The sequence below is a fragment of the Allosphingosinicella sp. genome (genome assembly GCF_036570505.1).
Taxonomy (GTDB): domain Bacteria; phylum Pseudomonadota; class Alphaproteobacteria; order Sphingomonadales; family Sphingomonadaceae; genus Allosphingosinicella.
Map to the genome: position 1 here is coordinate 1 of NZ_DATCYB010000113.1, position 23,330 is coordinate 23,330.

General features: G+C 65.3%; 24 protein-coding genes. 14 read left to right on the forward strand and 10 right to left on the reverse strand.

The window, feature by feature from the left end; all coding sequences use genetic code 11:
• A partial coding sequence (locus VIR62_RS14070) for a ribonuclease R family protein (RefSeq protein WP_431872261.1) occupies nt 1-1,953 on the reverse strand: 1,953 nt, incomplete at its 3' end.
• A gap of 37 nt (nt 1,954-1,990) precedes the next feature.
• Nucleotides 1,991-3,337: a M28 family peptidase gene (locus VIR62_RS14075; protein WP_431872263.1), complete on the reverse strand. Its 1,347-nt coding sequence runs from the start codon at nt 3,335-3,337 to the stop codon at nt 1,991-1,993.
• A 185-nt stretch (nt 3,338-3,522) separates the two neighbouring features.
• On the opposite strand from VIR62_RS14075, the gene VIR62_RS14080 reads away from it, so the two are divergent.
• Nucleotides 3,523-4,086 carry a hypothetical protein gene (locus tag VIR62_RS14080; protein ID WP_431872265.1) on the forward strand — a complete coding sequence of 188 codons (564 nt, stop codon included), beginning with the start codon at nt 3,523-3,525 and terminating at the stop codon, nt 4,084-4,086.
• A gap of 128 nt (nt 4,087-4,214) precedes the next feature.
• Nucleotides 4,215-5,081, forward strand: a complete 867-nt coding sequence (locus VIR62_RS14085; protein WP_431872267.1) for a hypothetical protein — start codon at nt 4,215-4,217, stop codon at nt 5,079-5,081.
• Nucleotides 5,082-5,113: 32 nt separating this feature from the next.
• Here the strand turns inward: VIR62_RS14085 and VIR62_RS14090 are convergent, their stop codons facing one another.
• Nucleotides 5,114-6,121, reverse strand: a complete 1,008-nt coding sequence (locus VIR62_RS14090) for a fumarylacetoacetate hydrolase family protein (protein WP_431872269.1) — start codon at nt 6,119-6,121, stop codon at nt 5,114-5,116.
• Between the two features lie 214 nt (nt 6,122-6,335).
• On the opposite strand from VIR62_RS14090, the gene VIR62_RS14095 reads away from it, so the two are divergent.
• The 5 genes from VIR62_RS14095 to mmsB all read left to right on the forward strand — a co-directional run bounded on the left by VIR62_RS14095 (nt 6,336) and on the right by mmsB (nt 12,150).
• Nucleotides 6,336-7,832, forward strand: a complete 1,497-nt coding sequence (locus tag VIR62_RS14095; RefSeq protein ID WP_431872271.1) for a CoA-acylating methylmalonate-semialdehyde dehydrogenase — start codon at nt 6,336-6,338, stop codon at nt 7,830-7,832.
• A gap of 309 nt (nt 7,833-8,141) precedes the next feature.
• Nucleotides 8,142-9,287: an acyl-CoA dehydrogenase family protein gene (locus VIR62_RS14100; RefSeq protein ID WP_431872272.1), complete on the forward strand. Its 1,146-nt coding sequence runs from the start codon at nt 8,142-8,144 to the stop codon at nt 9,285-9,287.
• Between the two features lie 91 nt (nt 9,288-9,378).
• Nucleotides 9,379-10,440 (forward strand): enoyl-CoA hydratase/isomerase family protein, encoded by a 1,062-nt coding sequence (locus VIR62_RS14105; RefSeq protein ID WP_431872274.1) that lies wholly within the window; start codon nt 9,379-9,381, stop codon nt 10,438-10,440.
• Complete coding sequence (locus tag VIR62_RS14110) at nt 10,437-11,210, forward strand: enoyl-CoA hydratase (protein WP_431872276.1); 774 nt, start codon at nt 10,437-10,439, stop codon at nt 11,208-11,210. Before VIR62_RS14105 ends, VIR62_RS14110 begins: the two co-directional genes overlap by 4 nt.
• Nucleotides 11,110-12,150 (forward strand): 3-hydroxyisobutyrate dehydrogenase, encoded by a 1,041-nt coding sequence (gene mmsB, locus VIR62_RS14115; RefSeq protein ID WP_431872278.1) that lies wholly within the window; start codon nt 11,110-11,112, stop codon nt 12,148-12,150. Before VIR62_RS14110 ends, mmsB begins: the two co-directional genes overlap by 101 nt.
• A 3-nt stretch (nt 12,151-12,153) precedes the next feature.
• Here mmsB and glpK read toward each other — a convergent pair whose 3' ends face one another.
• Nucleotides 12,154-13,617, reverse strand: a complete 1,464-nt coding sequence (glpK, locus tag VIR62_RS14120) for a glycerol kinase GlpK (RefSeq protein WP_431872280.1) — start codon at nt 13,615-13,617, stop codon at nt 12,154-12,156.
• A 124-nt stretch (nt 13,618-13,741) separates the two neighbouring features.
• Between glpK and glpD the strand changes: the two genes are divergently transcribed.
• Nucleotides 13,742-15,169 (forward strand): glycerol-3-phosphate dehydrogenase, encoded by a 1,428-nt coding sequence (glpD, locus tag VIR62_RS14125; RefSeq protein ID WP_431872282.1) that lies wholly within the window; start codon nt 13,742-13,744, stop codon nt 15,167-15,169.
• Here glpD and VIR62_RS14130 read toward each other — a convergent pair.
• The gene (locus VIR62_RS14130) at nt 15,166-15,309 is read right to left on the reverse strand and encodes a hypothetical protein (RefSeq protein WP_431872284.1); all 144 of its coding nucleotides are present in this window, start codon (nt 15,307-15,309) and stop codon (nt 15,166-15,168) included. The two genes, glpD and VIR62_RS14130, sit on opposite strands and share 4 nt — an antisense overlap.
• A gap of 85 nt (nt 15,310-15,394) precedes the next feature.
• On the opposite strand from VIR62_RS14130, the gene VIR62_RS14135 reads away from it, so the two are divergent.
• Genes VIR62_RS14135 through VIR62_RS14150 form a run of 4 tightly spaced genes read left to right on the forward strand, consistent with a single transcriptional unit; the run spans nt 15,395 to nt 19,234 of the window.
• Complete coding sequence (locus VIR62_RS14135; protein ID WP_431872286.1) at nt 15,395-15,814, forward strand: hypothetical protein; 420 nt, start codon at nt 15,395-15,397, stop codon at nt 15,812-15,814.
• On the forward strand, nt 15,811-16,293 hold the full coding sequence (locus tag VIR62_RS14140) for a 5' nucleotidase, NT5C type (RefSeq protein ID WP_431872288.1): 483 nt from the start codon (nt 15,811-15,813) through the stop codon (nt 16,291-16,293). The genes VIR62_RS14135 and VIR62_RS14140 overlap by 4 nt, the downstream gene beginning before the upstream one ends.
• 31 nt (nt 16,294-16,324) lie before the next feature.
• A complete protein-coding gene (purT, locus tag VIR62_RS14145) occupies nt 16,325-17,479 on the forward strand; it encodes a formate-dependent phosphoribosylglycinamide formyltransferase (protein WP_431872290.1) in 1,155 nt (384 codons plus the stop codon).
• Between the two features lie 54 nt (nt 17,480-17,533).
• A complete protein-coding gene (locus tag VIR62_RS14150; RefSeq protein ID WP_431872292.1) occupies nt 17,534-19,234 on the forward strand; it encodes an N-acyl-D-amino-acid deacylase family protein in 1,701 nt (566 codons plus the stop codon).
• Here VIR62_RS14150 and VIR62_RS14155 read toward each other — a convergent pair.
• The 4 genes from VIR62_RS14155 to VIR62_RS14170 all read right to left on the reverse strand — a co-directional run bounded on the left by VIR62_RS14155 (nt 19,227) and on the right by VIR62_RS14170 (nt 21,838).
• Nucleotides 19,227-20,036 carry a sulfur carrier protein ThiS gene (locus VIR62_RS14155; protein WP_431872294.1) on the reverse strand — a complete coding sequence of 270 codons (810 nt, stop codon included), beginning with the start codon at nt 20,034-20,036 and terminating at the stop codon, nt 19,227-19,229. The two genes, VIR62_RS14150 and VIR62_RS14155, sit on opposite strands and share 8 nt — an antisense overlap.
• A 53-nt stretch (nt 20,037-20,089) precedes the next feature.
• Nucleotides 20,090-20,632, reverse strand: a complete 543-nt coding sequence (locus VIR62_RS14160; RefSeq protein ID WP_431872296.1) for a hypothetical protein — start codon at nt 20,630-20,632, stop codon at nt 20,090-20,092.
• Between the two features lie 61 nt (nt 20,633-20,693).
• Entirely contained in the window at nt 20,694-21,491 is a 798-nt protein-coding gene (locus VIR62_RS14165; RefSeq protein WP_431872298.1) for a DUF72 domain-containing protein, read from the reverse strand.
• Complete coding sequence (locus VIR62_RS14170) at nt 21,488-21,838, reverse strand: GFA family protein (RefSeq protein ID WP_431872299.1); 351 nt, start codon at nt 21,836-21,838, stop codon at nt 21,488-21,490. Before VIR62_RS14170 ends, VIR62_RS14165 begins: the two co-directional genes overlap by 4 nt.
• Before the next feature lie 85 nt (nt 21,839-21,923).
• On the opposite strand from VIR62_RS14170, the gene VIR62_RS14175 reads away from it, so the two are divergent.
• Nucleotides 21,924-22,322, forward strand: coding sequence for an addiction module antidote protein (locus VIR62_RS14175; protein WP_431872301.1), 399 nt, complete (start codon nt 21,924-21,926; stop codon nt 22,320-22,322).
• Nucleotides 22,323-22,335: 13 nt separating this feature from the next.
• Here VIR62_RS14175 and VIR62_RS14180 read toward each other — a convergent pair whose 3' ends face one another.
• Nucleotides 22,336-22,473: a hypothetical protein gene (locus VIR62_RS14180; protein ID WP_431872303.1), complete on the reverse strand. Its 138-nt coding sequence runs from the start codon at nt 22,471-22,473 to the stop codon at nt 22,336-22,338.
• Between the two features lie 125 nt (nt 22,474-22,598).
• Here VIR62_RS14180 and ung point away from each other — a divergent pair, with 125 nt between their 5' ends.
• On the forward strand, nt 22,599-23,309 hold the full coding sequence (gene ung / locus VIR62_RS14185; protein ID WP_431872305.1) for a uracil-DNA glycosylase: 711 nt from the start codon (nt 22,599-22,601) through the stop codon (nt 23,307-23,309).
• The last annotated feature ends 21 nt before the right edge of the window (nt 23,310-23,330 follow it).

The following is a 23,330-nucleotide window of genomic DNA, read 5'->3' on the forward strand; positions in this document are numbered from 1 at the left end:
CAGATAGGCGGCGACATAGCGGTCGATCGTGTACCGCTCCGCTTCCATGGCGCGGCGTTCCAGCGTGGAGATAAGCTCTCCGGTCACTTCCATCGCCTCCGCCTCGTGGTCGGTGAGGGCGCCGTCGCCCAGCCTGTAGCTGCGGACCAGCGAGCGATGGACGACGAGGTCGGCGTAGCGGCGGATGGGGCTGGTGAAATGCGCGTAGCTGCCGAGCGCCAAGCCGAAATGGCCGTGATTTTCGGGGCTGTAATAGGCCTGCGTCTGGGTGCGGAGGATCTGCTCCATGATCTGCGGCTTGAAATCCGCCTCCCCGACCCGCTCGATGATGCGGTTGAAAGTGGCGGGCCGGACCACCTGGCCGAGCGCGAACTCGACCTCGAAGGTCTTGAGATAATCCTTGAGCGCGACCAGCTTTTCGCGGCTCGGCGGTTCGTGATCGCGGTACATGACCGGCGCCTTCTTCATCTCCAGCGCTTTCGCCGCCGCGACGTTGGCGGCGATCATGTAATCCTCGATCAGCTTGTGCGCATCGAGCCGCTCGCGCGGCGCGACCGAGAGGATGCGGCCCTTCTCGTCGAGCATGACGCGCCGCTCCGGCAGGTCGAGATCGAGCGGCGCCCGCTTCTCACGCGCGGCATAAAGGGCGCGCCAGCAAGCCCAGAGCGGCCTTAGGGTCGATTCGACCAGTTCGTGCGGCACCGACGCCTCGGGCTGGTTCATATCGGCTTCGGAAAAGGAGCAGGGTGAGGAGGAGACTTCGATTATTTCATCAAGATCCCCATGTTGGGTTTCCTGCTCAACCAGATCGATCGCCGTTTGCGCATCTTCGTAGGCGATATTGGCGGCTATGCGGATCTTGGCGCGGGTGAAGCGCCAGTTCTTGATCTGGCCGTCCTTCGCGATCTGGAGATGACAGGCGAGCGCGGCGCGGTCCTCGCCCTGCTTCAGCGAGCAGACATGGGCCGACAGCGTCTCCGGCAGCATCGGCACGACGCGGTCAGGGAAATAAACGCTGTTGCCGCGCTTTCGCGCCTCCTTGTCGAGGGCGGAGCCGGGGCGGACGTAGAAGCTGACATCGGCGATGGCGACGATTGCCTTCCAGCCGCCGGAATTGGCGGGGTCATCGTCCGGCGCGGCCCAGACCGCGTCGTCATGGTCGCGCGCGTCGGCGGGGTCGATGGCGACGATGGGGATGTGAGTGAGGTCTTCACGATCGCCGAGCGACTGTTTCGCGACGCGCTCGGCTTCCTCCAGCACGCCTTCCGGAAATTCATGCGGAATGCCGTGCTTGTGGATGGCGATGAGGCTGAAACTGCGCGGCGCGAAGGGGTCGCCGAGGATGTCGGTGACGCGGCCCGTGATGCGCGGCGGGCGGCCGGTCTTCTCCGCGAGAACCAGATCGCCGACCTCCGCCTTGGCCTTGTCGGAAATGGGTAGCTCGCGCCGCTCCTTTTTGTCGACGGGGCGGAGCCAGTATCCCTCCCCCTCCTTGTGGACGACGCCCAGCACCAGTTCGCTGCCCTTCAGCAGCTTCTTCATCGGATGGGCGATATGGCCGGTGCCCTTTTCCTCCGTGCGGGCCAAGATGCGATCGCCGGGGCCGAGCGCCCCTTTCCGCCCCCGCTCCTGCACTCGAAGCCGCGGCTCCGGCGCATCGGCTTCCCACCGCTCCGGCACCGCCCAGACCTGCCCGCTATCGTCGACATCGGTGACGCGCAGCACCGTCACCTTCGGCACCCCGCCCATCCTGTGAAACGCGCGACCGGGAGCGCTGTCGATCAGTCCCTCGTCGCCCATGTCGCGCAGCAATTGCTTGAGCGCGATCTTGTCATGGCCCCTGAGGCCGAACGCGCGCGCGATTTCGCGCTTCCCCGCCGGCTGGTCGGAGCTCTCGATGAAATCGAGAATCTGCTGGCGGGTCGGGAGTCCCGGCGTGTTCTTCTTGGCCATCTACCCCATCTCGACGTTCGTTACGCCGGCGACAAGGTCATTCTGCCGGCGGCGGTGTCCAGGGCTTGAACGCGCCACCCGGCACGGCGGATGCAACCGGGCTCTCATAGCCGTCCGCCGAAACCGACGAGACGCCGAACACCCAATCGTCGACGCGAACGCCCTCCAGCGCATGATTGGTGGCTGTGCCTGGGAGACGCAGGCTGTGCTCCCAATCGGCGGTATCGGTCGGACGCCAGCGGATGATATAGGCGGCCGCGTTCGGCACCGATTTCCAGCTGATGGTGGTGTCGATCGAAACAGCGCCTTCCGCCGTCGGCTCCGGCGGCATCGGCGCGCGCGAGAGGGCGGCGAGGGCGGCGACGTTCAGCTTCGTCACCTTGGTGAGATAGGAGAAATCCATCTCGTCGACCGTGTCGCCATATTTGATGCCATTGTCGGTCCTCAAATCCTGGTGTTGGTGTTCATAATCCTCGACCGCGACGGTGAACCGCACCGCTGGATAACCCAGTTCCTGAAACGCAATATGGTCGCCGCCCCGCCCGAAGCGGTCGGTGCGCCATATCTGCCTGACGTCGAGCCCGAGGGCGAGCTCGTCGGCCAGTTCCTCGACGAAGCGCGAGATGTTGCGCGACGGCGAATCGTTGAAGCCGCCCCGGCTGCGCTGCGCGGCGATCAGCTCCTTAGTCCAGTCGCCGCGCACGCCTTCCGAGAGGACGCGGACATGGTCGTCGTCGCAATAGCCGTCGGAGCCGCAGCTGTTGCCGATGATGTCGTTGTTGAGCACCGCCTCGACCTGCCAGCCCTGCGCCTTGGCATAATCGGCGAGGATCTTGCCGCCGAGCAGCCCCTGCTCCTCGCCCATCAGCGCCGCGTAGACGATGGTCGCCGGGAATTTGTATTTCGAAAGGACGCGGGCGGCTTCGATGACGGCCGCGGTGCCGGAACCGTCGTCATTGGCGCCGGGGGCATCCGAAGTGGAATCCATCACATCGGTGACGCGGCTGTCGATATGGCCGGAGATGATGATCACACGGTTCGGCTCGATCGTGCCGCGCTGAATGGCGAGAACGTCGGTGACCTTGGTCGGGTTGGGCACGCGGCGGCCAGTCACCGTGTCGGACGGCGTCGCGATGGTGAGGCATCCTCCGCACGCTTGCGAGTAGCGCTCGAACTCCTCCTCCGCCCAGTCGAGGGCCGCGCCGATGCCGCGCTTCGGGTCCGTCTGCGACGAAAGCGTATGGCGCGTGCCGAAGCTCACCAGCTTCTCGACATTGGCGCGAAGCTGTTGCCGCGAGACGTCGTCGGCAATCTGTTGGGGGGTGGCGGCGGTGGCCGCGACGGGAAGCATCGCGGCGGCGAGCAGGAGCGCGAATTTTGTCATCGACACTATTCATGGACCGGCGCGGACCCGCTTGGCAAGGCGAGCGTCCTCCGACGCCGGTCGAACCCACATGGCACTTCGTCGAAGCATCGGGCAATGTCGTCCCGGTTCCGAATAGCCGATAATGATTCCATCTGAATCGCGGGGGCAAAACCATGGCGAAGCTTCAAATCGACGGAACGTTCATGCTGCTGCTCGGCCTGGGCCTGGCGTTGCAATCCATGCCAGCAAGCGCCCAGCCCAGTCCCGTGGAGCCGACGGCCGAACCACGCGCGGAACGGGACGGGCAGCACGACTTCGATTGGGAGATCGGCACCTGGAAGACCGAGCTCAAACGGCGGCTGCGCCCTTTGACGGGCTCCGACGAATGGGTCGAATATCAGGGAACGTCCCACGTCCGGAAAGTCTGGGACGGCCGTGCCAACCTGGTGGAGCTTGACGTTCAGGGCCCCGCCGGCCGCATCGAGGGTCTGTCGCTGCGGCTGTACAACCCGAAGACTCGCCAGTGGAGCCTCAATTTCGCCAGCAGCGCGGGCGGGACCATGACCCCACCCACGATCGGCGGGTTCCGGGATGGCCGGGGCGAATTCTTCGCGCGGGAAACCCTCGATGGCCGGTCGATCCTGGTCCGGTTCGTGATCTCGGACATCACCCCGACTTCGGCCCGTTTCGAACAGGCATTCTCGGATGACGGCGGAGAAGCCTGGGAAGTGAACTGGATCGCCACGGACACGCGGATGGCCGACTGAGCGGCCCCACGTCCGAGCCAGCATGATGCGAGGCTGGTCGAGCAAGGCAGTGGATTGGTCGAAGGGGTCGGGCGCCAGGGCAACCCCAAGGCCAGCGTCCTAGGTCCAAATCAGGAGTCGCCAGGATCATGTTCTTGAATCCAATGTTGTTCGCGGCCGCGTTGTTCACGACGCCCGCCACACCGCAGACGGTGGTGGACGATTTGCTTAACGTCGATCGCTCCTTTTCATCCGCGGCGGCCGCCACCGACCCCGCGTCCGGCCTTGCCACTATGCTCGACGCCGACGCGGTCACGCCGGTGCCGGGCAAAGGCATTGTCGAGGGCCGGGACGCCGTGACCGCGGTCCTTCGTTCCAGTCTCTTGGCAAGAGGGGACAAGATCGGCTGGACGCCCATTCGCGGGGGCGTCTCCGCGGATGGAACGCACGGCTTCACCTTCGGCTATCTGACGCTCGAAGGTGGCGATCCTCGGGTCACGGCGCAGAAATATCTGTCTTATTGGATCAAGCGCCCGGAAGGATGGCGCGTCGCCGTCTTCAAGCAGATGCCCCGCCCGGCCGGCGAAGTCGCCTACGATCTGCTGCCGCCCTCGCTCCCCGCGAGCCTGACCGCCCCCGTCGCCGATCCGACCGTCATCGCGGCGCACGCACGCAGCCTGGCCGAAACGGAGCAGGCATTTTCCGACGAAGCGCAAACGATCGGCCTCAAGGCCGCTTTCCGTAAATATGGCCGGTCCGACGCCATGAACATCTATGAGGGCGCCGCCTTCGCTGTAGGCCTCGACGCGATCACGGCAAGCTTTCCGGCCGAGACGACCAGCCCCCTCTATTGGTCGGCGGAGAAGACGCTCGTGGCCTCCAGCGGCGATCTCGGCGTCACTATCGGCACCATCCACCAGAAGGAGCCGGAGGCCGGCAAGCCGGCTTCCATGCCCTTCTTCACCATCTGGCGCCGCGACAGCCCAAACGATCCCTGGCGCTACGTCGCGGAGTGACGGGCCTAGCCCGTCATCCCTCGGGGTAACGGCTAGCCGTTTACCACCGTCTGCTCGATGGTGCCGAAGATGGCGTGGCCGTGCTCGTCCTCCATCCAGATGCGGATGCTGTCGCCGGCCTTGAGGAAGGGCGTGGCGGCCTTGCCATCGAGGATAGTCTCGACGGTGCGAACCTCGGCGAGGCAGGAATAGCCGCGGCCGCCGCGTGCGATGGGCTTGCCGGGGCCGCCATCGGTATCGCGATTGGAGACTGTGCCGGAGCCGACGATCGATCCCGCTCCCAAATTGCGGGTCTTGGCGAGATGCGCAACGAGGGTGCCGAAATCGAACGTCATGTCCTCGCCGGCATCCGCACGACCGAACGGCTCTCCATTGAGGTCCACCATCAGCGGACCGTGCAGCTTGCCATCCTTCCAGCGCTCGCCCAATTCGTCGGGGGTGACGAGCACCGGCGACAGCGCCGAGGCGGGTTTGGACTGGAGGAACCCGAAGCCCTTGGCGAGTTCGGCGGGGATGAGGCCGCGAAGGCTCACATCGTTGACGAGGCCGATCAGCTTGATGTGCTCAAGCGCCTCCTCGCGGGAAATGCCGCGCGGCACGTCATCGGTGACCACGATCACCTCGGCTTCGAGGTCGCAGCCCCAGCTTTCGTCGGCCAGCGGAATGGGGTCGCGCGGCGCCAGCATCTCGTCAGAGGCGCCTTGGTACATCAGCGGATCGGTCCAGAAGCTCTCAGGTAGCTCCGCCCCGCGCGCCTGTCGGACCAGCTTCACATGGTTCACATAGGCCGAGCCGTCCGCCCATTGATAGGCGCGCGGCAGCGGCGCGTCGGCGTCACGCTCGTGGAAACGCTCCTTGGGAATGGCGTCGTGGGCAAGGTCGGTCGCCAGAAGCTCCAGTCGCGGCGCGGCCTCGGCCCAATTGTCGAGCGCGGCCTGCAAGGTGGGCGCGATATGGCGCGCATCCGCGCACCAGGCAAGGTCGTGGCTGACGACCACCAAGCGGCCATCGCGGCCGAGCTTCAGAGATCCGAGCTTCATATTCTTCCTTTCGTCATCCCGGCGAAGGGGCACCCCACAAAATAGTACTTTGCGGGGACCCCGAAGGCCGGGATCTCATGGAGACCGCCGTGACTTCTTGTCCTGAAATCCCGGCCTGCGCCGGGATGACGGCAAGTGGCAACTGGCATTTCGGCCGCGCATTGGCTAGGGGCATCCACACATCACCGCATTCCCGACTTCAAGGACGAGTTCCATGCGCAACATCGATCATTTCATTGGCGGCGGCGCTCATGCCACCGGCGAGCGCCAGGGCGAGATATTCGACCCCAATAGCGGCTCCGTGCAGGCGAAGGTGGGCTTCGGCACCGCCGCCGACCTCGACAAGGCCGTGAAGATCGCGGTGGAGGCGCAGCATGGCTGGGCGGCGACCAACCCGCAGCGGCGCGCCCGCGTCATGTTCAAATATAAGGAGCTGGTCGAGAAGAATATCGAGGAGCTCGCCCTCCTCCTCGCCTCCGAGCACGGCAAGGTGATCGCCGACGCGCGCGGCGACGTGCAGCGTGGCCTAGACGTCATCGAATTCGCCTGCGGCATCCCGCATGCCCTCAAGGGCGAATACACTCAAGGCGCGGGCCCCGGCATCGACGTCTATTCGATGCGCCAGCCCTTGGGCGTGGTCGCGGGCATCACGCCGTTCAACTTCCCGGCGATGATCCCGATGTGGATGTTCGGCGTCGCCATCGCAGTCGGCAACGCCTTCATCCTGAAGCCGTCCGAGCGCGACCCCTCGGTGCCGGTCCGCCTCGCCGAGATCATGCTGGAGGCCGGGCTGCCCGAGGGCATCCTTCAGGTCGTCCACGGCGACAAGGAAATGGTCGACGCCATCCTCGACCATGACGACATCAAGGCCGTGAGCTTCGTCGGCTCGTCCGACATCGCCCATTATGTCTATAAGCGGGGCGTCGCCAACGGGAAGCGCGTGCAGGCCATGGGCGGCGCCAAGAATCACGGCATCGTCATGCCCGACGCCGATCTCGACCAGGTTGTGAACGACCTCTCCGGCGCCGCCTTCGGCTCGGCCGGCGAGCGCTGCATGGCGCTGCCGGTCGTCGTGCCGGTCGGTGACAAGACGGCCAACGAGCTGCGCGAGGCGCTGCTCCCCGCCATCGCCAAGCTGCGCGTCGGGGTCTCGACCGATCCGGACGCCCATTACGGGCCGGTGGTCAACGCGGCGCACAAGCAGCGGATCGAGAATTACATCCAGATGGGTGTCGATGAAGGCGCCGAACTGGTCGTCGACGGCCGCGGCTTCACGCTCCAGGGGCATGAGAACGGCTTCTTCGTCGGCCCAACCCTGTTCGACCACGTGAAGCCGACGATGCAGACCTACCAGGAGGAGATTTTCGGCCCCGTCCTCCAGATCGTCCGCGCCGAGAATTTCGAAGAGGCGGTCCGCCTTCCCAGCGAGCACCAGTACGGCAACGGCGTCGCCATCTTCACCCGCAACGGCCACGCCGCCCGCGAGTTCGCCCACCGCGTCAATGTCGGCATGGTCGGCATCAACGTGCCGATCCCGGTGCCGGTCGCCTACCACAGCTTCGGGGGCTGGAAGCGCTCGGCCTTCGGCGACATCAACCAGCACGGCATGGAAGGCGTGAGGTTCTGGACCAAGACCAAGACCATCACCCAGCGCTGGCCCGATGGATCGGCGACGGGTGAAAACGCCTTCGTCATCCCGACCATGGGGTAGGACGCGGAGCAGGTGAGCTCGCTACGTCATCCTGACGAAAGTCAGGACCTATGAACACGGGGGTACCGGATTGTCGCAATCCGTGTTCATGGATCCCGGATCAAGTCCGGGATGACGGTTTGAGAAATGCTGGATGCGGCGGAAGAGGATCGAACCCAAGCTCAATCGCCCGATCCCTCCTAGAACGGATTGTATTGCTCGATCAGCGCTATCTTCCAAGCTCGGCGCCAGCTCTTCAGTTGCTTCTCGCGGCAGATGGCCGTGTTCATGGATGCTGAATCAAGTTCAGCATGACGTTATGGGGGTGCAATGACTACCCAATTCGACCTCACCGACGAGCAGCGCCAGATTCAGGAGTTGGCGCGGCAGTTTACCGCAGATGCCATTACGCCCCACGCGGCGGAGTGGGACGAGAAGCATATCTTTCCGCGCGATACGATCCGGCAGGCGGCGGAGCTGGGGTTCGGATCCATCTATGTGTCCGAGGAGAGCGGGGGCATCGGGCTCGGGCGGCTGGAGGCGGCGCTGATCATGGAGGCGATGGCTTATGGCTGCCCCTCCACATCGGCCTTCATCTCGATCCACAACATGGCCGCCTGGATGATCGACCGCTTCGGCTCGGCGGGCGTGAAGGAGAAATATCTCCCTTCGATGGTGACGATGGAGCGGATGGGCTCCTACTGCCTCACCGAGCCCTCCTCCGGCTCCGACGCGGCGGCGCTCAAGACCAAGGCGGTCAGGGACGGCGACCATTATGTCGTCTCCGGCTCCAAGGCCTTCATCTCGGGGGGCGGCGAGAATGAGATCTACGTCACCATGTGCCGCACCGGCGAAGAAGGGCCGAAGGGCATCTCCTGCCTCGTCATCGAGAAGGACATGCCCGGCGTGAGCTTCGGCGCGCAGGAGAAGAAGCTCGGCTGGCATTCGCAGCCCACGGCGCAGGTCAATTTCGACGAGGTGCGCGTGCCGGCTGAGAACCTGGTCGGCGGCGAGGGCGAGGGATTCCGCATCGCCATGATGGGTCTCGACGGCGGCCGGCTAAACATCGGCGCTTGCTCCCTGGGCGGCGCCCAGCGCTGCCTCGACGAGGCGGTGGCCTATACCAAGGAGCGCAAGCAGTTCGGCACGCCGATCGCCGATTTCCAGGCGACGCAGTTCACCCTCGCGGACATGGAAACCGAGCTTCAGGCGGCGCGGATGCTGCTCTATGCGGCGGCCGTGAAGGTGACCGAGAACGCGCCCGACAAGACTCGCTTCGCCGCCATGGCCAAGCGGCTCGCGACCGACTCCGGCAGCTCGGTCGTCGACCGTGCGCTTCAGCTGCACGGCGGCTACGGCTATTTGCAGGATTATCCGATCGAACGCTTCTGGCGCGACCTTCGCGTCCATTCGATCCTGGAAGGAACCAACCAGATCATGCGCGTCATCATTTCGCGGGATATGCTGAGGCAATGATGCGGCCATTCACGCGGTCGCCGGCGGAAGCCAGGGCGCTAATCAGCGGCCGAAACTGGACCTCGGCTTTCGCCGGAGAACGGAATTGCCCATGAGCGATGTGATCACGAAAGTCGAAGGCCAGGTCGGGCGGATCAGGCTCAATCGGCCGAAGGCTATACATGCGCTGACCAAGGATATGTGCACGGCGATGATCGCCGCCCTTGTCGAATGGCGCGGTGACGGCGGCATCCAGGCGGTGATGATCGACCACGCCGAGGGACGCGGCTTCTGCGCCGGCGGCGACGTGCGCATGCTCGCCGAGAGCGGCGCGGTCGACGGCGCGGAGGCGCGCGCCTTCTTCCATGAGGAATATCGGCTCAACCACCTGCTCTTCACCTATGCCAAGCCGGTCGTCGCCTTCATGGACGGCATCACCATGGGCGGAGGCGTCGGCATCTCGCAGCCGGCAAAATACCGCATCGCGACCGAAAATACCCGCTTCGCCATGCCCGAGACGGCGATCGGGCTGTTCCCGGACGTGGGCGGCGGCTGGTATCTGTCGCGGCTGCCGGGACGCACGGGCCAGTTCCTGGCGCTCACCGGCGCGCGGATGGATGGCGCCGAGTGTCGCTATCTCGGCCTTGCCACCCATTATATCCCGCACGGCGCGATCGAAGAGGCGAAGGCCCGGATCATCGAGCACTCCGACCGGATCGAAGGGGCCCTCGGCCAGGCGAGCGTGACGGCGCCTGAACCCCGGATCGCGGACAGCATGATCCACATCAACAAGATATTCGGCTCCGATCGGCTGGAAGAAATTTTTGCGGCTCTCCAGAAGGGCGATTCCGATTGGGCCGACGCGGAGCTTGCCACGCTGCGCTCGAAGAGCCCGCAGGCGTGCAAAGTGTCCCTCCGTCTCCTGGCGGAAGGCACGAAGATGCAGGATTTCGCCGACGAGATGCGGCAGGAATATGCGGTCGCCGCCAAGGTCGTGCAGCGGCCGGACTTTCTCGAGGGCGTGCGCGCGGTGCTGATCGACAAGGACAATGCACCCAAATGGAATCCCGCGACGCCGGAAGGCGTCACCGATCACATGATCGACACCATCTTCGCGCCCATGCCCGAAGGGGACGAATGGACACCCTTATCCGTCGACGGAGGCCAGCAGTGAATTACGAGAACATCCTCGTCGAGCAGCGCGGCGCGGTGACGCTGATCACGCTCAACCGCCCGAAGGCGCTCAACGCGCTCAACGCGGTGGTGCTGAAGGAGCTGATCGACGCCTTCGCCGCCTTTGATGCCGACGATACCCAGCGCTGCGCCGTGCTGACGGGGAGCGAGAAGGCCTTCGCGGCGGGGGCGGACATCAAGGAGATGTCGGACCAAGGCTTCGCCAGCATGTATGCGTCCAACTTCTTCGCCGGCTGGGAGAAGGTGACGGCGACGCGCAAGCCGTGGATCGCGGCGGTGGCGGGCTACGCGCTCGGCGGCGGCTGCGAGGTCGCGATGATGGCCGACTGCATCATCGCCGCGGACACCGCCCAGTTCGGCCAGCCGGAGATCAAGCTCGGCGTTACGCCCGGCATGGGAGGCTCGCAGCGCTTCACCCGCGCCGTCGGCAAGGCGAAGGCGATGGAGATGTGCCTTACCGGCCGCATGATGGGCGCGGAAGAGGCCGAGCGCTCGGGCCTCGTGGCGCGCGTTGTGCCAGCAGACCAGCTTCTCGATGAGACGATGAAAACCGCCGGGACGATCGCGTCGATGGCGCCGCTCGCCGCGATGGCGACCAAGGAGCAGATCAACGCCGCCTTCGAAATGCCGCTGGCGCAGGGCATCGCCTATGAGCGCCGCCTGTTCCACGGTCTCTTCGGAACCGAAGACCAGAAAGAAGGCATGGCCGCTTTCGTCGACAAGCGTAAGGCCGATTGGAAGGGCAAGTAAGATGGCACGGGTAGCATTTATCGGTCTCGGCAACATGGGCAGCGGCATGGCCGCGAACCTCGCGAAGGCGGGGCATGACGTGCGTGCCTTCGACCTTTCCGCCGAGGCGCTGGAGCGGGCGAAGAAGGCCGGGTGCCTTCCCGTCGGCTCCACCGCCGCCGCCGTAGAGAAAGCCGAGGCGGTCGTGACCATGCTCCCGGCCGGCAAGCACGTCCGGGACGTCTACGAAAACCACATCCTCGGCAAGGCGCCGGCGACCGCCATTCTGATGGACTGCTCGACGATCGACGTCGCCACGGCCCGCGAGGTGATCGCCGACGCCCAGGCCAAGGGCTACAAGATGGTGGACGCCCCGGTCTCGGGCGGCATCGCTGCGGCGGAGGCTGGCACCCTCACCTTCATGGCGGGCGGCACCGAGGAGGCCTTCAAGCGGGCAGAGCTATTTCTGGACGTGATGGGCAAGGCCGTCATCCACGCAGGCGGGCCGGGCGCGGGCCAGGCGGCCAAGATCTGCAACAACATGCTGCTCGGCGCCTCGATGATCGCGACCTGCGAAACGTTCGTGCTCGCCCAGAAGCTGGGGCTCGATCCGCAGACCTTCTTCGATATCGCCAGCCAGGCATCCGGCCAGTGCTGGTCAATGACGAGCTACTGCCCCGTTCCCGACGTCGGCCCGGAAACGCCCGCCGACCGGGACTATGAAGGCGGCTTCGCGGCGGCGCTGATGCTGAAGGATCTGCGGCTTGCGATGGAAGCCGCGCGGAGCGTCGACAGCTACACGCCGATGGGAAGCCATGCCGAGGAGCTCTACACCCGCTTCGCCGAGAAGCTCGGCGGATCGGGCAAGGATTTTTCCGGCATCATCAAGATGATCGACGACAGTTGGCAGGGCGAAGGCTCCGTACCTCCTCCCCCGCCGGGCGTTCAGTTGAAAGACTGATGTTCAACTCGCCAGTATAGCGTCCAGGGCCCTTCTCCAGCCGTGAAGCCGTCGCTTGCGCTCGGCCTCGGCCATGCGGGGCTCGAACAACACCACATTGCCGCGCATGGGGACAGCCTCTTCAAGCGAAGAGAACATCCCGCAGCCAACGCCGGCCAGCATCGCGGCGCCCAGGGCGGTCGTTTCGACGAAGGCGGGACGCTCAACCGCCAGGTTCAACATGTCCGCCAGATCCTGTGCCAGCCAGTCGTTGGCCACCATGCCGCCGTCGACCTTCAGGCATTCCCATGCGGCGCCGTCGGAGGCGAAGGCGGTCATCAGGTCGTGCGTCTGGTGCGCCATGGCCTCCAACGCTGCGCGGACGATATGGGCGCGGCCGGTGGCGAAGCTGAGGCCGGAGATGGCGCCGCGGGCCGACGGCTCCCAGTAAGGCGCACCGAGACCGGACAGGGCGGGCACGATATAGGCGCCGCCATTGTCGGAGACGGAACGGGCGAGCGCCTCGCTCTCCGCCGCGAAGCCCAGCAGCTTCAGGTCGTCGCGAAGCCACTGGATCAGGCTGCCGGCGACAAAGACCGAGCCTTCCAGCGCATAAGCACGGGCGCCGCCCAGCTGCCAGGCGATGGTGGAGAGCAGGCGGTGATGCGAGACCGGCCGCTCCGCCCCTGTATGGGTAAGGACGAAGGCGCCGGTGCCGTAGGTCGCCTTGGTGTCGCCGGGCGCGATACAGGCCTGGCCGATGGCGGCGGACTGCTGGTCGCCGGCCATGCCGCAGATCGGAATGGGCGCGCCGAACAGGCTCGTCTCGCCGAAACGGCCCGCACAATCGACGATTTCGGGAAGAGCGGTGCGAGGAACGTCGAACAGGCCGAGAAGCGCATCATCCCACCGGCCGGTGACGATATCCATCAGCGCCGTGCGCGAAGCGTTGGTGGCATCGGTGATGTGGAGGCCGCCAGTGAGGCGATGGATAAGCCAGCTTTCGACGGTGCCGACCCGAAGATCGTCGCCCGCGTCCCTCAACTCCGGCCAGTTCGCCATCGCCCAGGCAATCTTGCTGGCACTGAAATAGGGGTCGAGGAGAAGGCCGGTGCATTGCCGCAGCGCCTCCTCGTGCCCCGCTTCCTTCAATGAACGGCAAAGCTCGGCCGTGCGGCGGTCCTGCCAGACAATGGCCGGGGCGAGCGCCCTCCCCGTTCTCCGGCTCCAGAAGACGATCGTCTCGCGCTGGTTGGTGATCCCGACCGCCGCGATCCGATCCGCGCCGCCGGCTTTGGCGACCATCGCCTCGGCGCACTCAAGGCTACGTGCCCAGATTTCCTCGGCATCATGCTCGACGAGTCCGGGGGCCGGGTAATGCTGAGTCAAATCGCGCTGCTCGCTGCCAAAACAGGCGCCGTCCGCAGCGAACAGCATCGCACGAGTGCTGGTCGTCCCCGCATCGATGACTAGAAGCAATTGGTCCACTGCCCTTCCGTCACCCCGGCGGAGGCCAGGGTCCATGCCGAGTTGGTGGCACGAAGGCGCTCTGGATTCCAGCGTTGAGCTGACGCTCTTCTACGAATCCGCTGGAATGACGTAGGTAGCGGCGATGGAAAGCTTCGATCTCCTCATCATAGGCGGCGGCATCAACGGCACCGCCATCGCCCGCGACGCCGCGATCCGCGAGTTGAAGGTGCTCCTGGTCGAAAAGGACGATCTCGCCCAGCATACCAGTTCGGCCTCCTCCAAGCTGATTCACGGCGGGCTGCGCTATCTCGAATATTATGAGTTCCGGCTGGTCCGCGAGGCGCTGAAGGAGCGGGAAATCCTGCTCCAGACAGCGCCGCACATCGTCCGGCCGCTGTCCTTCGTCCTCCCCCATGCAAGGGGCATGCGGCCCTGGTGGATGGTTCGGGCGGGTCTCCTCCTCTATCGCCTGCTCGCGTGGGGCAGCAGCTTGCCGAGGCCCGGCCGAAGCGACTATCGCGCGCCGCTGAAGCCGGAGGCAGGGCGCCGCATCGCCCTTTATGCCGATGCCGTGGTGGACGATGCCCGCCTCGTCGTCCTCAACGCGGTGGACGCGGCTGAACGGGCCGCCGAGATCGCGACCCGGACGGAATTGGTGTCGGCGGAGCGCGAGGGTGATGTCTGGCGCGCCACCCTGTCGGGAGGGCGGACGGTTTTAGCCAAGATCATCGTCAACGCCGCCGGCCCGTGGGTGGCCGAAGTGTTGGGCGGGCGGCTCAGCGAAAGCAGCGAAAGCCGAGCACGGCTGATCAAGGGCAGCCATATCCTGGTCCCGGCCATATGGGAGGGGGAACAGGCCTACATCCTGCAGCAACCGGACGGCCGCGTCGTCTTCGCCATTCCCTATGAAGGGCGGTTCACCCTGATCGGGACGACCGAAGTGCCCGTCTCCTCGCCGGAAGACGCGACTATCACGGAAACGGAGACCGACTATCTTTGCGCCGCCGCCAATCGCTACTTTAACAAACCCATCGCTCCGGCGGATGTGGTGTGGAGCTATTCCGGCATCCGCTCACTCTACGACGACGGCGAAATCGACCCCAAGGCCGTGACGCGCGACTATCGGCTGGAGCTGGACGACGATCCGGGCGCCAAGCTCCTGTCCGTATTCGGCGGGAAGATCACCACGGCGCGGGCGCTCGCGTCGGAGGCGCTCGACCGGCTCGGCATCAAGGGACGGAAATCGACTGGCTGGGCCGCGCTGCCCGGCGGCGACATCTATCCGGCCTACAACGACTATCTGCGCGAGCTGTCGACGTGGATGCCCCAGCCCCTGCTCGGCCGCCTCGCCCGCTCCTACGGAACCCGCCTCAAGGACGTGATGGGCGACGCGACCTCGCTCAAAGACCTCGGCCGGCATTTCGGCGCCGGGTTATACGAGGCGGAAGTCCGCTATCTGACAACATACGAGTTCGCGCGGACGGACGAGGACATTCTCTGGCGGCGGACGAAGATCGGGCTGCATATGAGCGCCGCCGAGCGAGAGGCGGTCGCCCGCTTCCTCGCCTAGGGCCCTTCGTGCAACGGGTCGGTGCCCGGCGCCGGAATCCTGTCCATCTTGCGCCGGTTCTCTTCGCCTTCGCGGGCAATCCCCTTGTCGTGCGCGGCACGATCCTTGTCGCGCGGAGCCTGCTTATCTCGCCGGTCCATGGCCGTTCTCCTCGCGTCTGTAACGTCCCGTCGCGCCCTTCTTTCCCGCGCAGGAACGTGTCCGCCCCGAAACGGTTGGGCCGCCATGGATTTGTCGGCGAAAGAAGCCGCCACCAAGGCAGGCGAGGGACCCAGCGTCATCGGCTGGGCGCTGGATCGCGACCAGCGCGCGGAGCTGCTTCAGCAATTTCCGCCCAAGTTCGTGGATGTCGTGGCGGATCATGTGACCCTGGCAGCGACGGCCAGTCCGGATGCGGAACTCCCCAGCGAAACGCTGGGCGACATCGTGGGCCGCATCAACGACGGCGAAGGCGTCGAGGCGCTGATCGTCAGCATCGACGGCACGACCGACCGGCCGGACGGCAGCACCTATCATGTCACCTGGTCGCTGGAGAAAGCGAAGGGCCGGCGAGCGAAGGAAAGCAACGACGTGATCGCGCGGCTTGGCTGGATCCCGATCGATCTACCCATGCCGATCAAGCTCATCCCGAGGCGCTGGCCGTGAGGCGGCAGCTTTATCTCGATTGCGACGGCGTGCTCGCCGATTTCGACCGCGGCGCCGAAGCGATACTCGGCATGAGGCCGAAGGCGTTCGAGCAGCGATACAATATCGGCCGGATGTGGGCGAAGCTGGCGAATGCGCCCGATTTTTACGGCACCCTTCCCCTGATGCCGGGCGCCATGGAGCTGTTCGGCGCGGTCAAGCATCTCGACCCGGTCATCCTGACGGGCCTGCCGCGCGGCAGTTGGGCGGCGGAGCAGAAGGTGCGCTGGGCGGCCGAGCATTTCCCCGGAACCCGCATCATTACCTGTATGGCCGTCAACAAGCGCACCCACTGCGTGCCCGGCGACGTGCTCGTCGACGATACGCTGACGCACCGCCATCTTTGGGAAGAAGCGGGCGGTATCTTCATCCATCACCGGAGCGTCGACGCGACGCTGGAGGAGTTGAGCCACTTCTTCCCGCTCCACGCGAACGCTTGAGCCAGCGGCGCGCCCGCGATAGGCGCCGGACATGAATCATACGGCCAGGATCCTGCTGCTCGGCTCGGGTGAGCTCGGCAAGGAATTCACCATCTCCGCCAAGCGCCTCGGCTGCCACGTCGTCGCCTGCGACAGCTACGCAGGCGCCCCGGCCATGCAGATGGCGGACGAGGCGGAAGTCTTCTCCATGCTCGACGGCGACAAGCTCCGCGCGGCGGTGAAGCGACACAAGCCCGATTTCGTCGTGCCGGAGATCGAGGCGATCCGCACCGAAGTTCTGCAGGAGATCGAGGCGGCCGGCACCACCGTGGTTCCCTCGGCGCGGGCGACTATGATGACGATGAACCGGGACAATATAAGGGAGCTCGCCGCCGAGACGCTGGGCCTCCGAACCTCGAAATTCCGTTTCGCCGAGAGCCTGGAGGAGGTGGAGGCGGGCGCCGCCCACACCGGCCTCCCCTGCGTCATCAAGCCGGTCATGTCATCTTCCGGCAAGGGCCAGAGCACGGTCCGCACCGCCGCGGAGCTGGAAGCCGCCTGGGATTACGCCGTCGCCAACATGCGAGGCGATCGGGCGCGGGTGATCGTCGAGGAGTTTGTCGACTTCGACTATGAAATTACCCTGCTCACCGTCCGCACGCGAGAGGGCGTCCTCTTCTGCCCGCCCATCGGCCACCGGCAGGAGCGCGGCGACTATATGGAAAGCTGGCAGCCGACGGGCATGTCCGCCAAGGCGCTGGCCGACGCCCAGGATATGGCGCGCAAGGTGGTCGACGATCTCGGCGGCTACGGCATCTTCGGCGTCGAGTTCTTCGTCGCCGGAGAGGACGTCATCTTTTCCGAACTCTCCCCCCGGCCGCACGACACGGGCATGGTGACACTGATTTCACAGAACCTGTCCGAGTTCGACCTTCACGCGCGCACCGTGCTCGGCCTTCCGATCCCGGAGATCACACTCCGCCATCCAGCCGGCGCCTCGGCCGTCATCCTCGCCGGTCGCGCTTCGGAAAGGTTCGAGATCGGCGGTCTCGCCGAGGCACTTGCCCTCGGCGGAAAGGGGGAAGAGGTGGATGTGCGCGTCTTCGGCAAGCCCGTGACCAGACCTTACCGACGGATGGCCGTGGCGCTGGCGTCAGGTCGGACCTCCGAAACGGCCCGCAAGATCGAAATCTCCTACCGCGATTGATTGCACTCCCGGAACGGGCCGCTAAGCTTCCCATTCAGAAAAAAGGGGAGTGCGATGTTCCGTAGATTTCAGGCTGCATTGGCCGGCGTCCTGCTGGCTCTGTGCGCACCGGCCGCCGCCCAGGACTATGATATCATCATCCGCGACGGCATGGTCTATGACGGCCAGGGCGGCGCTCCCTACCCCGCCGACGTGGCGATCGAGGCGGACCGGATCGCCGCGATCGGTGATCTGGACGGCGCCACCGCCGAGCGGGAAATCGAGGCGGAGGGGCTCGCCGTCGCGCCCGGCTTCATCAACATGCTGAGCTGGGCGACCCAGTCGCTGATCGAGGACGGCCGTTCGCAAAGCGATATCCGTCAGGGCGTGACCCTGGAGGTGTTCGGCGAAGGCTGGTCGATGGGCCCGCTCACACAAGAGATGAAGGCGGAGATGGAGGAGGACCAGGGCGACATCAAATTCGATGTCAGCTGGACCACGCTCGGCGAATATCTTGATTTCCTGGAGAAGAAGGGAGTCTCCACCAACGTCGCCTCCTTCGTCGGCGCGACGACCTTGCGCGTCCACGAGGTCGGCCGCGACAACAAGAAAGCGACGCCCGAGCAGACCGAGCGCATGCAGGAACTGGTGCGGCAGGCGATGCGCGAGGGCGCGCTCGGCGTCGGCTCCTCGCTCATCTACGCGCCCGCCAATTTCGCCGATACCGACGAGCTGGTCGCGCTGACCGCCGCAGCGCATGAGTTTGGCGGCACCTACATCTCGCACCTCAGGAGTGAGGCCGAGCGCTACGAGCAGGCCATCGACGAAATCCTCGAGATCGGCCGCCGCACGGGCGCGCCCGTCCAGATCTATCATATGAAGCCGGCGGGGAAGGACAATTGGGACAAGTCCATCCCCATGCTGAAGAAGCTGTCGGACGCGCGGGAAAACGGCATCGACGTCACCGCCAACATCTATCCCTATACGGCGGGCTCGACCGGCCTCTACGCGACCATGCCCTTATGGGTGCAGGAAGGCGGACATGACGCCTGGGTGGCGCGACTCAAGGACCCTGAAATCCGGGCGCGGGTGATCGCAGAAATGCGCGCGCCCGCCGTCGGCTGGGAGAACCTTCTGCATCACGCCGGCGGACCCGAAAATGTCCTGCTGACCGGCTTCAAGAACGACAAGCTGAAGCCGCTTACCGGCAAGACGCTGGCGGAGGTCGCCAGGATGCGCGGCACCAGCCCAGAGGACACGATCATCGACCTCGTCATCGAGGACGACAGCCGGGTCGACGCCATTTATTTTCTGATGACCGAAGAGAATATCCGCCGCAACATCGCCTGGCCCTGGACGATGGTCGGCTCCGACGCGGGCAGTGTTTCGGCCGAGGGCGTCTTCCTGGAAAGCAACCCCCATCCCCGCGCCTATGGCACCTTCGCCCGCTTCCTTGGAAAGTATGTGCGGGAGGAGACGGTAATTCCGCTCGAAGAGGCCATTCACCGCCTCACAGGCTTGCCCGCCGAGCAGCTGAAGCTGCATGGGCGTGGGCGGCTGGCGGAGGGCTATCTTGCCGATGTCGTGGTGTTCGATCCCGCCACCATCGTCGACAAGGCGACCTACGACAAGCCGCATCAATATGCGGTGGGCGTCGAGCACGTCCTGGTGAACGGGACGCCGGTGATCAGCGAAGGCGAGCACACCGGCGCCACTCCGGGCCGCTTCGTACGAGGGCCGGGCTGGACCGGGTGGAAGGAGTCAGCTCCTAAATGAGGCCGGCCAAGGGGCTCGACGGGTCGGCGTAGCGGCGCTTGCCCATGCGGCCAGCGCGATAGGCGAGGCGACCGGCTTCCACCGCGGCCTTCATCGCGCGCGCCATCAGGATCGGATCCTTCGCCTCGGCGATGGCGGTGTTCATGAGGACGCCGTCGCAGCCGAGCTCCATCGCGACCGTCGCGTCCGACGCCGTGCCGACGCCCGCGTCGACCAGCACGGGCACCTGGGCATTTTCTACCATGATGCGGATCATCACCTGGTTCTGAAGACCGAGGCCGGAGCCGATCGGCGCGCCCAGGGGCATGATCGCGACCGCCCCCGCATCCTCCAGCTTCTTCGCGGCGATGGGATCGTCCGCGCAATAGACCATCGGCTGAAAGCCTTCGTTGGCGAGCACTTCGGTGGCCCGCAACGTCTCGATCATGTCCGGATAGAGCGTCTTCGCCTCGCCCAGCACTTCGAGCTTCACCAGGCTCCATCCGCCGGCTTCGCGCGCAAGCCGAAGGGTGCGGATCGCCTCCTCCGCGGTGAAGCAGCCGGCGGTGTTGGGGAGATAGGTGATCTTCTTCGGATCGATGAAGTCGGTCAGCATCGGCTGCTTCGGGTCGGCGATGTTCACCCGCCGCACCGCCACCGTGACGATCTCCGCGCCCGATGCCTCGACGGCGGCGGCATTCTGCTCGAAGCTCCTATACTTGCCGGTGCCGACGATCAGCCGCGACCGGAAGGTCCGGCCGGCGACCGACCAGCTGTCGTCGTCGGCGGGGGCGGTTGCTGTCTTCTCGAGAACCGCGTCCATGCTTTCATCCATCATGGCCGCGCCTATAGCGACCTTTCGCCCCTCGCGAAACCTCAGGGACAGCGCGAACGAGTCATCGTTGCCCCTTCGCCGGTCACGGTCAGCGTGTCCCCGTCCGGAGACAGGCTGAGCCGGCGCTCATTGCTCCAAGTCTGGCCTTCGCCGCTATAGGCGGCAGTCACCTCGATCACCCGGTCGCTCACAATATCGATCTCGCGCACTTTGCCGGCACTTTCATAGAAGCGCAGCCTGTCCGCGCTGATCCTCAGCCGCGTTTCGCTTGAACCGGTGCCGCAGGCGGACAAATCCTGATTCCATTCGCCGTGGAAGCGAACGGGGATGGCTGTCGCCACTTCATCATCCGAGCCATTGTCGCCTTCGTCATCCAAGGTGTTGTCGCTGCCCTCTTCGTCCGGGAGCGGCGGCGGCGGCGGAATGTCGGCCAATTCGTCATCCGATGCATTGAAGACGAGGCTCTCATCTCCCGCCACCTCCATCTCATTACCGCCGGCTTCATTGTCCGCCGCTTGCTCCGATGAGCAGGCGCCAAGGAGCAGGGCTGCGGCGAGCGACGTGGCGAATGTCGAATGACGCATGGAAACTCTCCAAAAACATGAGCGAGAGCCGTAACGAACGCACCCTGCCCGCCTTTGCTCCCTATTTGAGACGATCAATCACCGCCTGGGCGGCGGCCGGGGCGCGAACCTTGGCGCCGTTGATCATGAACATGAACACGTCCCGGGCCTTCTTCGGTGGCGACCCGGCGTCGGCATAAGCGAGCCCCGCCGGCGCCTCGCCCGCCGCCCAAGCCTTGGCAAGTTCGGTCCAGCGGTCCAACTCGCCGGGATCATAGCCGGTCGGTTCGTCCTCCCTCGCTTGCTGGAGGCGGGCATAGACGAAATCCGCCGTCACATCGGCGATCTCCGGATAGGTCTCGGAGTCGGCGAAGACGAGAGCCGCACGTGCTTCACGGGCGAGCGTGACAAAGCCCGGATCGCGGAAGCTCTCGTGCCGTACCTCCAGTGCATGACGTAGGGGCACCCCGTCCTGCTTCGCGGGAAGTAACTTGAGGAACGCCGCGAAATCGTCGGGATCGAACTTCTTGGTGCCGGCGAACTGCCACAGGATCGGCCCCAGCTTGTCGCCGAGCTCGGTAATGCCCTGGGAGCAGAAGCGCTCGATCGACTCCCCCGCCTCGGCCAGCACCTTGCGATTGGTGCAGAAGCGCGACGCCTTGACCGCGAAGACGAAGCCGGGCGGCGCTGCCTTTCCCCAGCGCTCGAAGGTCGCCGGCTTCTGGCTGCCGTAATAAGTGGCGTTGATCTCGATCGCGGTCACATGGGTCGCGGCATATTCAAGCTCGCGCGCCTTGGGCAGGTCGTCCGGATAGAAGACACCCCGCCACGGCTCGTAGGTCCATCCCCCGATGCCGACCCGAATGGCGCCGCCGCTCATGCGCTGGCGCCGTCATAGGGAATGATCTCGAGCGCGTTGGGATCGATGCCCTCGGCGCAACCCAGGTTGATCTCGACCATCGGCGTACCGTCCGGGCCATTCCCTTCCGCGAAGGGCGCGCAGCCGCAGGTCTTGCAGAATTGATGGCGGATATTGTGCTTGTTGAACGTGTAGACCGTGATGTCGTCGCGCGAGCCCTGGAGCGTGAATTTCTCCGGCGTCGTGAAGTGATGCAGATAGCCCTTTCGCCGGCAGATCGAGCAATTGCATTCCAGCGCCCTGGTCGGCGCCTCTTCGTCGAGTGTGTAGGCGATCTTGCCGCAATGGCAGCTTCCCCGGACAGTCATCGCACCTTCTCCTTCTCCATGAGGTGTCCTTTCATTCTTGCTAATGCGAACTACTCGCAATACTATCGGGGTTGAGGAGAGATTCATGACGTTCGACATCGACCTGCTGGCGCGCACGCCCGACCTTCGCGAACTCGAGGCGGCGGAGGCCCGCGTAGCGATGACGCTGAGGCTATGGGTGGTGATGAACAAGCTCGGCCGCTGCCCGCTGGCCGCGATGGGCGAAAAGCTCGATTCGCGCCGCGCCGCCGCGCACCTCCATCTGATGCTCGAGGAAATCGGCGCCGCCTGGCCCGAACCCTTCTGCGTGAACCCGCCCTGCTGCCCTCGCCTCAGCCATGACGAGGCGCTGGTGCTCGACATGATCCGCGTTGCCAGCCGCGACGACCGGCCCGGCTTCGACCGGTTGCTGAGCGACCTCCTTCCCGCCGACGCCCGCGAACCGCTGTTCGCTTCCGCCGCTTTGTTCGCGGCCGCCTTGTAGGAAGGCCGCACGGTCACAGCGGCAAGAAGAGCCCCAGGATGGCGACGGCGATCGCCATGCAGGAAATGATCAAGGCGACCCGGGCGATGGCGCCGGCCCGCTCGGCCGCCGCCGCCGCTTCGCGCGCCGCCTCCTCCGAATCCACCGTCATGGCAACTCCTTGCAATAGAGGGCCGCCTTACCCGAACCATCGGAGTCGGTAAAAGTCCCGCGGCGCCAGCGGACATTGCCACGCGCTGTTGACGGACGACTGGATGTTGTCCCACCGTCCCGATCATGGCGACCGACGTCAAACTCCATGAAAGCTGGCGGACACCGCTCGCGGGCGAGTTCCAGAGCCCGTATATGCAGTCGCTGAAGAGCTTCCTCGTCGCCGAGAAAGCCGGCGGGAAACGCGTCTTCCCCAAGGGCGGCGAGTGGTTCCGGGCGCTCGACCTGACGCCGCTCGATGAGGTGCGGGTCGTGATCCTGGGACAGGATCCCTATCACGGTGCCGGCCAGGCGCATGGCCTGTGCTTCAGCGTGCAACCGGGCGTCCGGCCGCCGCCCAGCCTGGTCAACATCTTCAAGGAACTCGAAAGCGACCTAGGCATAGCGCCCTCGCGTCATGGCTTCCTGGAGCATTGGGCGCGGCAGGGCGTACTGCTCCTCAACAGCGTGCTGACGGTCGAGATGGGCCGCGCCGCGTCGCACCAGGGCAAGGGCTGGGAACGATTCACCGACGCGGTCATCCAGCGGATCAACGACCGCGAGGAGCCAGTGGTCTTCATGCTCTGGGGCAGCTACGCGCAACGAAAGGCGGCCTTCGTCGACAGTATCGACAAGGGCGGGCGCCACCTGGTGCTGAAGGCGCCCCATCCCTCCCCGCTTTCCGCCAATAACGGCTTCTTCGGCTGCCGCCATTTCTCCAAGGCCAATGCTTTTCTTGAGAGCCGCGGCATGACGCCGATCGAGTGGACGCTTCCTGCGTCAGTGTCTTCGATGTGAGCCGAGGTGGACGCAAAAGCA

What these genes read in the sequence shown, in the direction of transcription:
- VIR62_RS14075 (WP_431872263.1), bottom strand. Translation starts at nt 3,337, where the DNA reads ATGACAAAATTCGCGCTCCTGCTCGCCGCCGCGATGCTTCCCGTCGCG.
- VIR62_RS14080 (WP_431872265.1), top strand. Translation starts at nt 3,523, where the DNA reads ATGCTGCTGCTCGGCCTGGGCCTGGCGTTGCAATCCATGCCAGCAAGC.
- VIR62_RS14085 (WP_431872267.1), top strand. Translation starts at nt 4,215, where the DNA reads ATGTTCTTGAATCCAATGTTGTTCGCGGCCGCGTTGTTCACGACGCCC.
- VIR62_RS14090 (WP_431872269.1), bottom strand. Translation starts at nt 6,121, where the DNA reads ATGAAGCTCGGATCTCTGAAGCTCGGCCGCGATGGCCGCTTGGTGGTC.
- VIR62_RS14095 (WP_431872271.1), top strand. Translation starts at nt 6,336, where the DNA reads ATGCGCAACATCGATCATTTCATTGGCGGCGGCGCTCATGCCACCGGC.
- VIR62_RS14100 (WP_431872272.1), top strand. Translation starts at nt 8,142, where the DNA reads ATGACTACCCAATTCGACCTCACCGACGAGCAGCGCCAGATTCAGGAG.
- VIR62_RS14105 (WP_431872274.1), top strand. Translation starts at nt 9,379, where the DNA reads ATGAGCGATGTGATCACGAAAGTCGAAGGCCAGGTCGGGCGGATCAGG.
- mmsB (WP_431872278.1), top strand. Translation starts at nt 11,110, where the DNA reads ATGAGCGCCGCCTGTTCCACGGTCTCTTCGGAACCGAAGACCAGAAAG.
- glpD (WP_431872282.1), top strand. Translation starts at nt 13,742, where the DNA reads ATGGAAAGCTTCGATCTCCTCATCATAGGCGGCGGCATCAACGGCACC.
- VIR62_RS14130 (WP_431872284.1), bottom strand. Translation starts at nt 15,309, where the DNA reads ATGGACCGGCGAGATAAGCAGGCTCCGCGCGACAAGGATCGTGCCGCG.
- VIR62_RS14135 (WP_431872286.1), top strand. Translation starts at nt 15,395, where the DNA reads ATGGATTTGTCGGCGAAAGAAGCCGCCACCAAGGCAGGCGAGGGACCC.
- purT (WP_431872290.1), top strand. Translation starts at nt 16,325, where the DNA reads ATGAATCATACGGCCAGGATCCTGCTGCTCGGCTCGGGTGAGCTCGGC.
- VIR62_RS14150 (WP_431872292.1), top strand. Translation starts at nt 17,534, where the DNA reads ATGTTCCGTAGATTTCAGGCTGCATTGGCCGGCGTCCTGCTGGCTCTG.
- VIR62_RS14155 (WP_431872294.1), bottom strand. Translation starts at nt 20,036, where the DNA reads ATGGACGCGGTTCTCGAGAAGACAGCAACCGCCCCCGCCGACGACGAC.
- VIR62_RS14160 (WP_431872296.1), bottom strand. Translation starts at nt 20,632, where the DNA reads ATGCGTCATTCGACATTCGCCACGTCGCTCGCCGCAGCCCTGCTCCTT.
- VIR62_RS14165 (WP_431872298.1), bottom strand. Translation starts at nt 21,491, where the DNA reads ATGAGCGGCGGCGCCATTCGGGTCGGCATCGGGGGATGGACCTACGAG.
- VIR62_RS14170 (WP_431872299.1), bottom strand. Translation starts at nt 21,838, where the DNA reads ATGACTGTCCGGGGAAGCTGCCATTGCGGCAAGATCGCCTACACACTC.
- VIR62_RS14175 (WP_431872301.1), top strand. Translation starts at nt 21,924, where the DNA reads ATGACGTTCGACATCGACCTGCTGGCGCGCACGCCCGACCTTCGCGAA.
- VIR62_RS14180 (WP_431872303.1), bottom strand. Translation starts at nt 22,473, where the DNA reads ATGACGGTGGATTCGGAGGAGGCGGCGCGCGAAGCGGCGGCGGCGGCC.
- ung (WP_431872305.1), top strand. Translation starts at nt 22,599, where the DNA reads ATGGCGACCGACGTCAAACTCCATGAAAGCTGGCGGACACCGCTCGCG.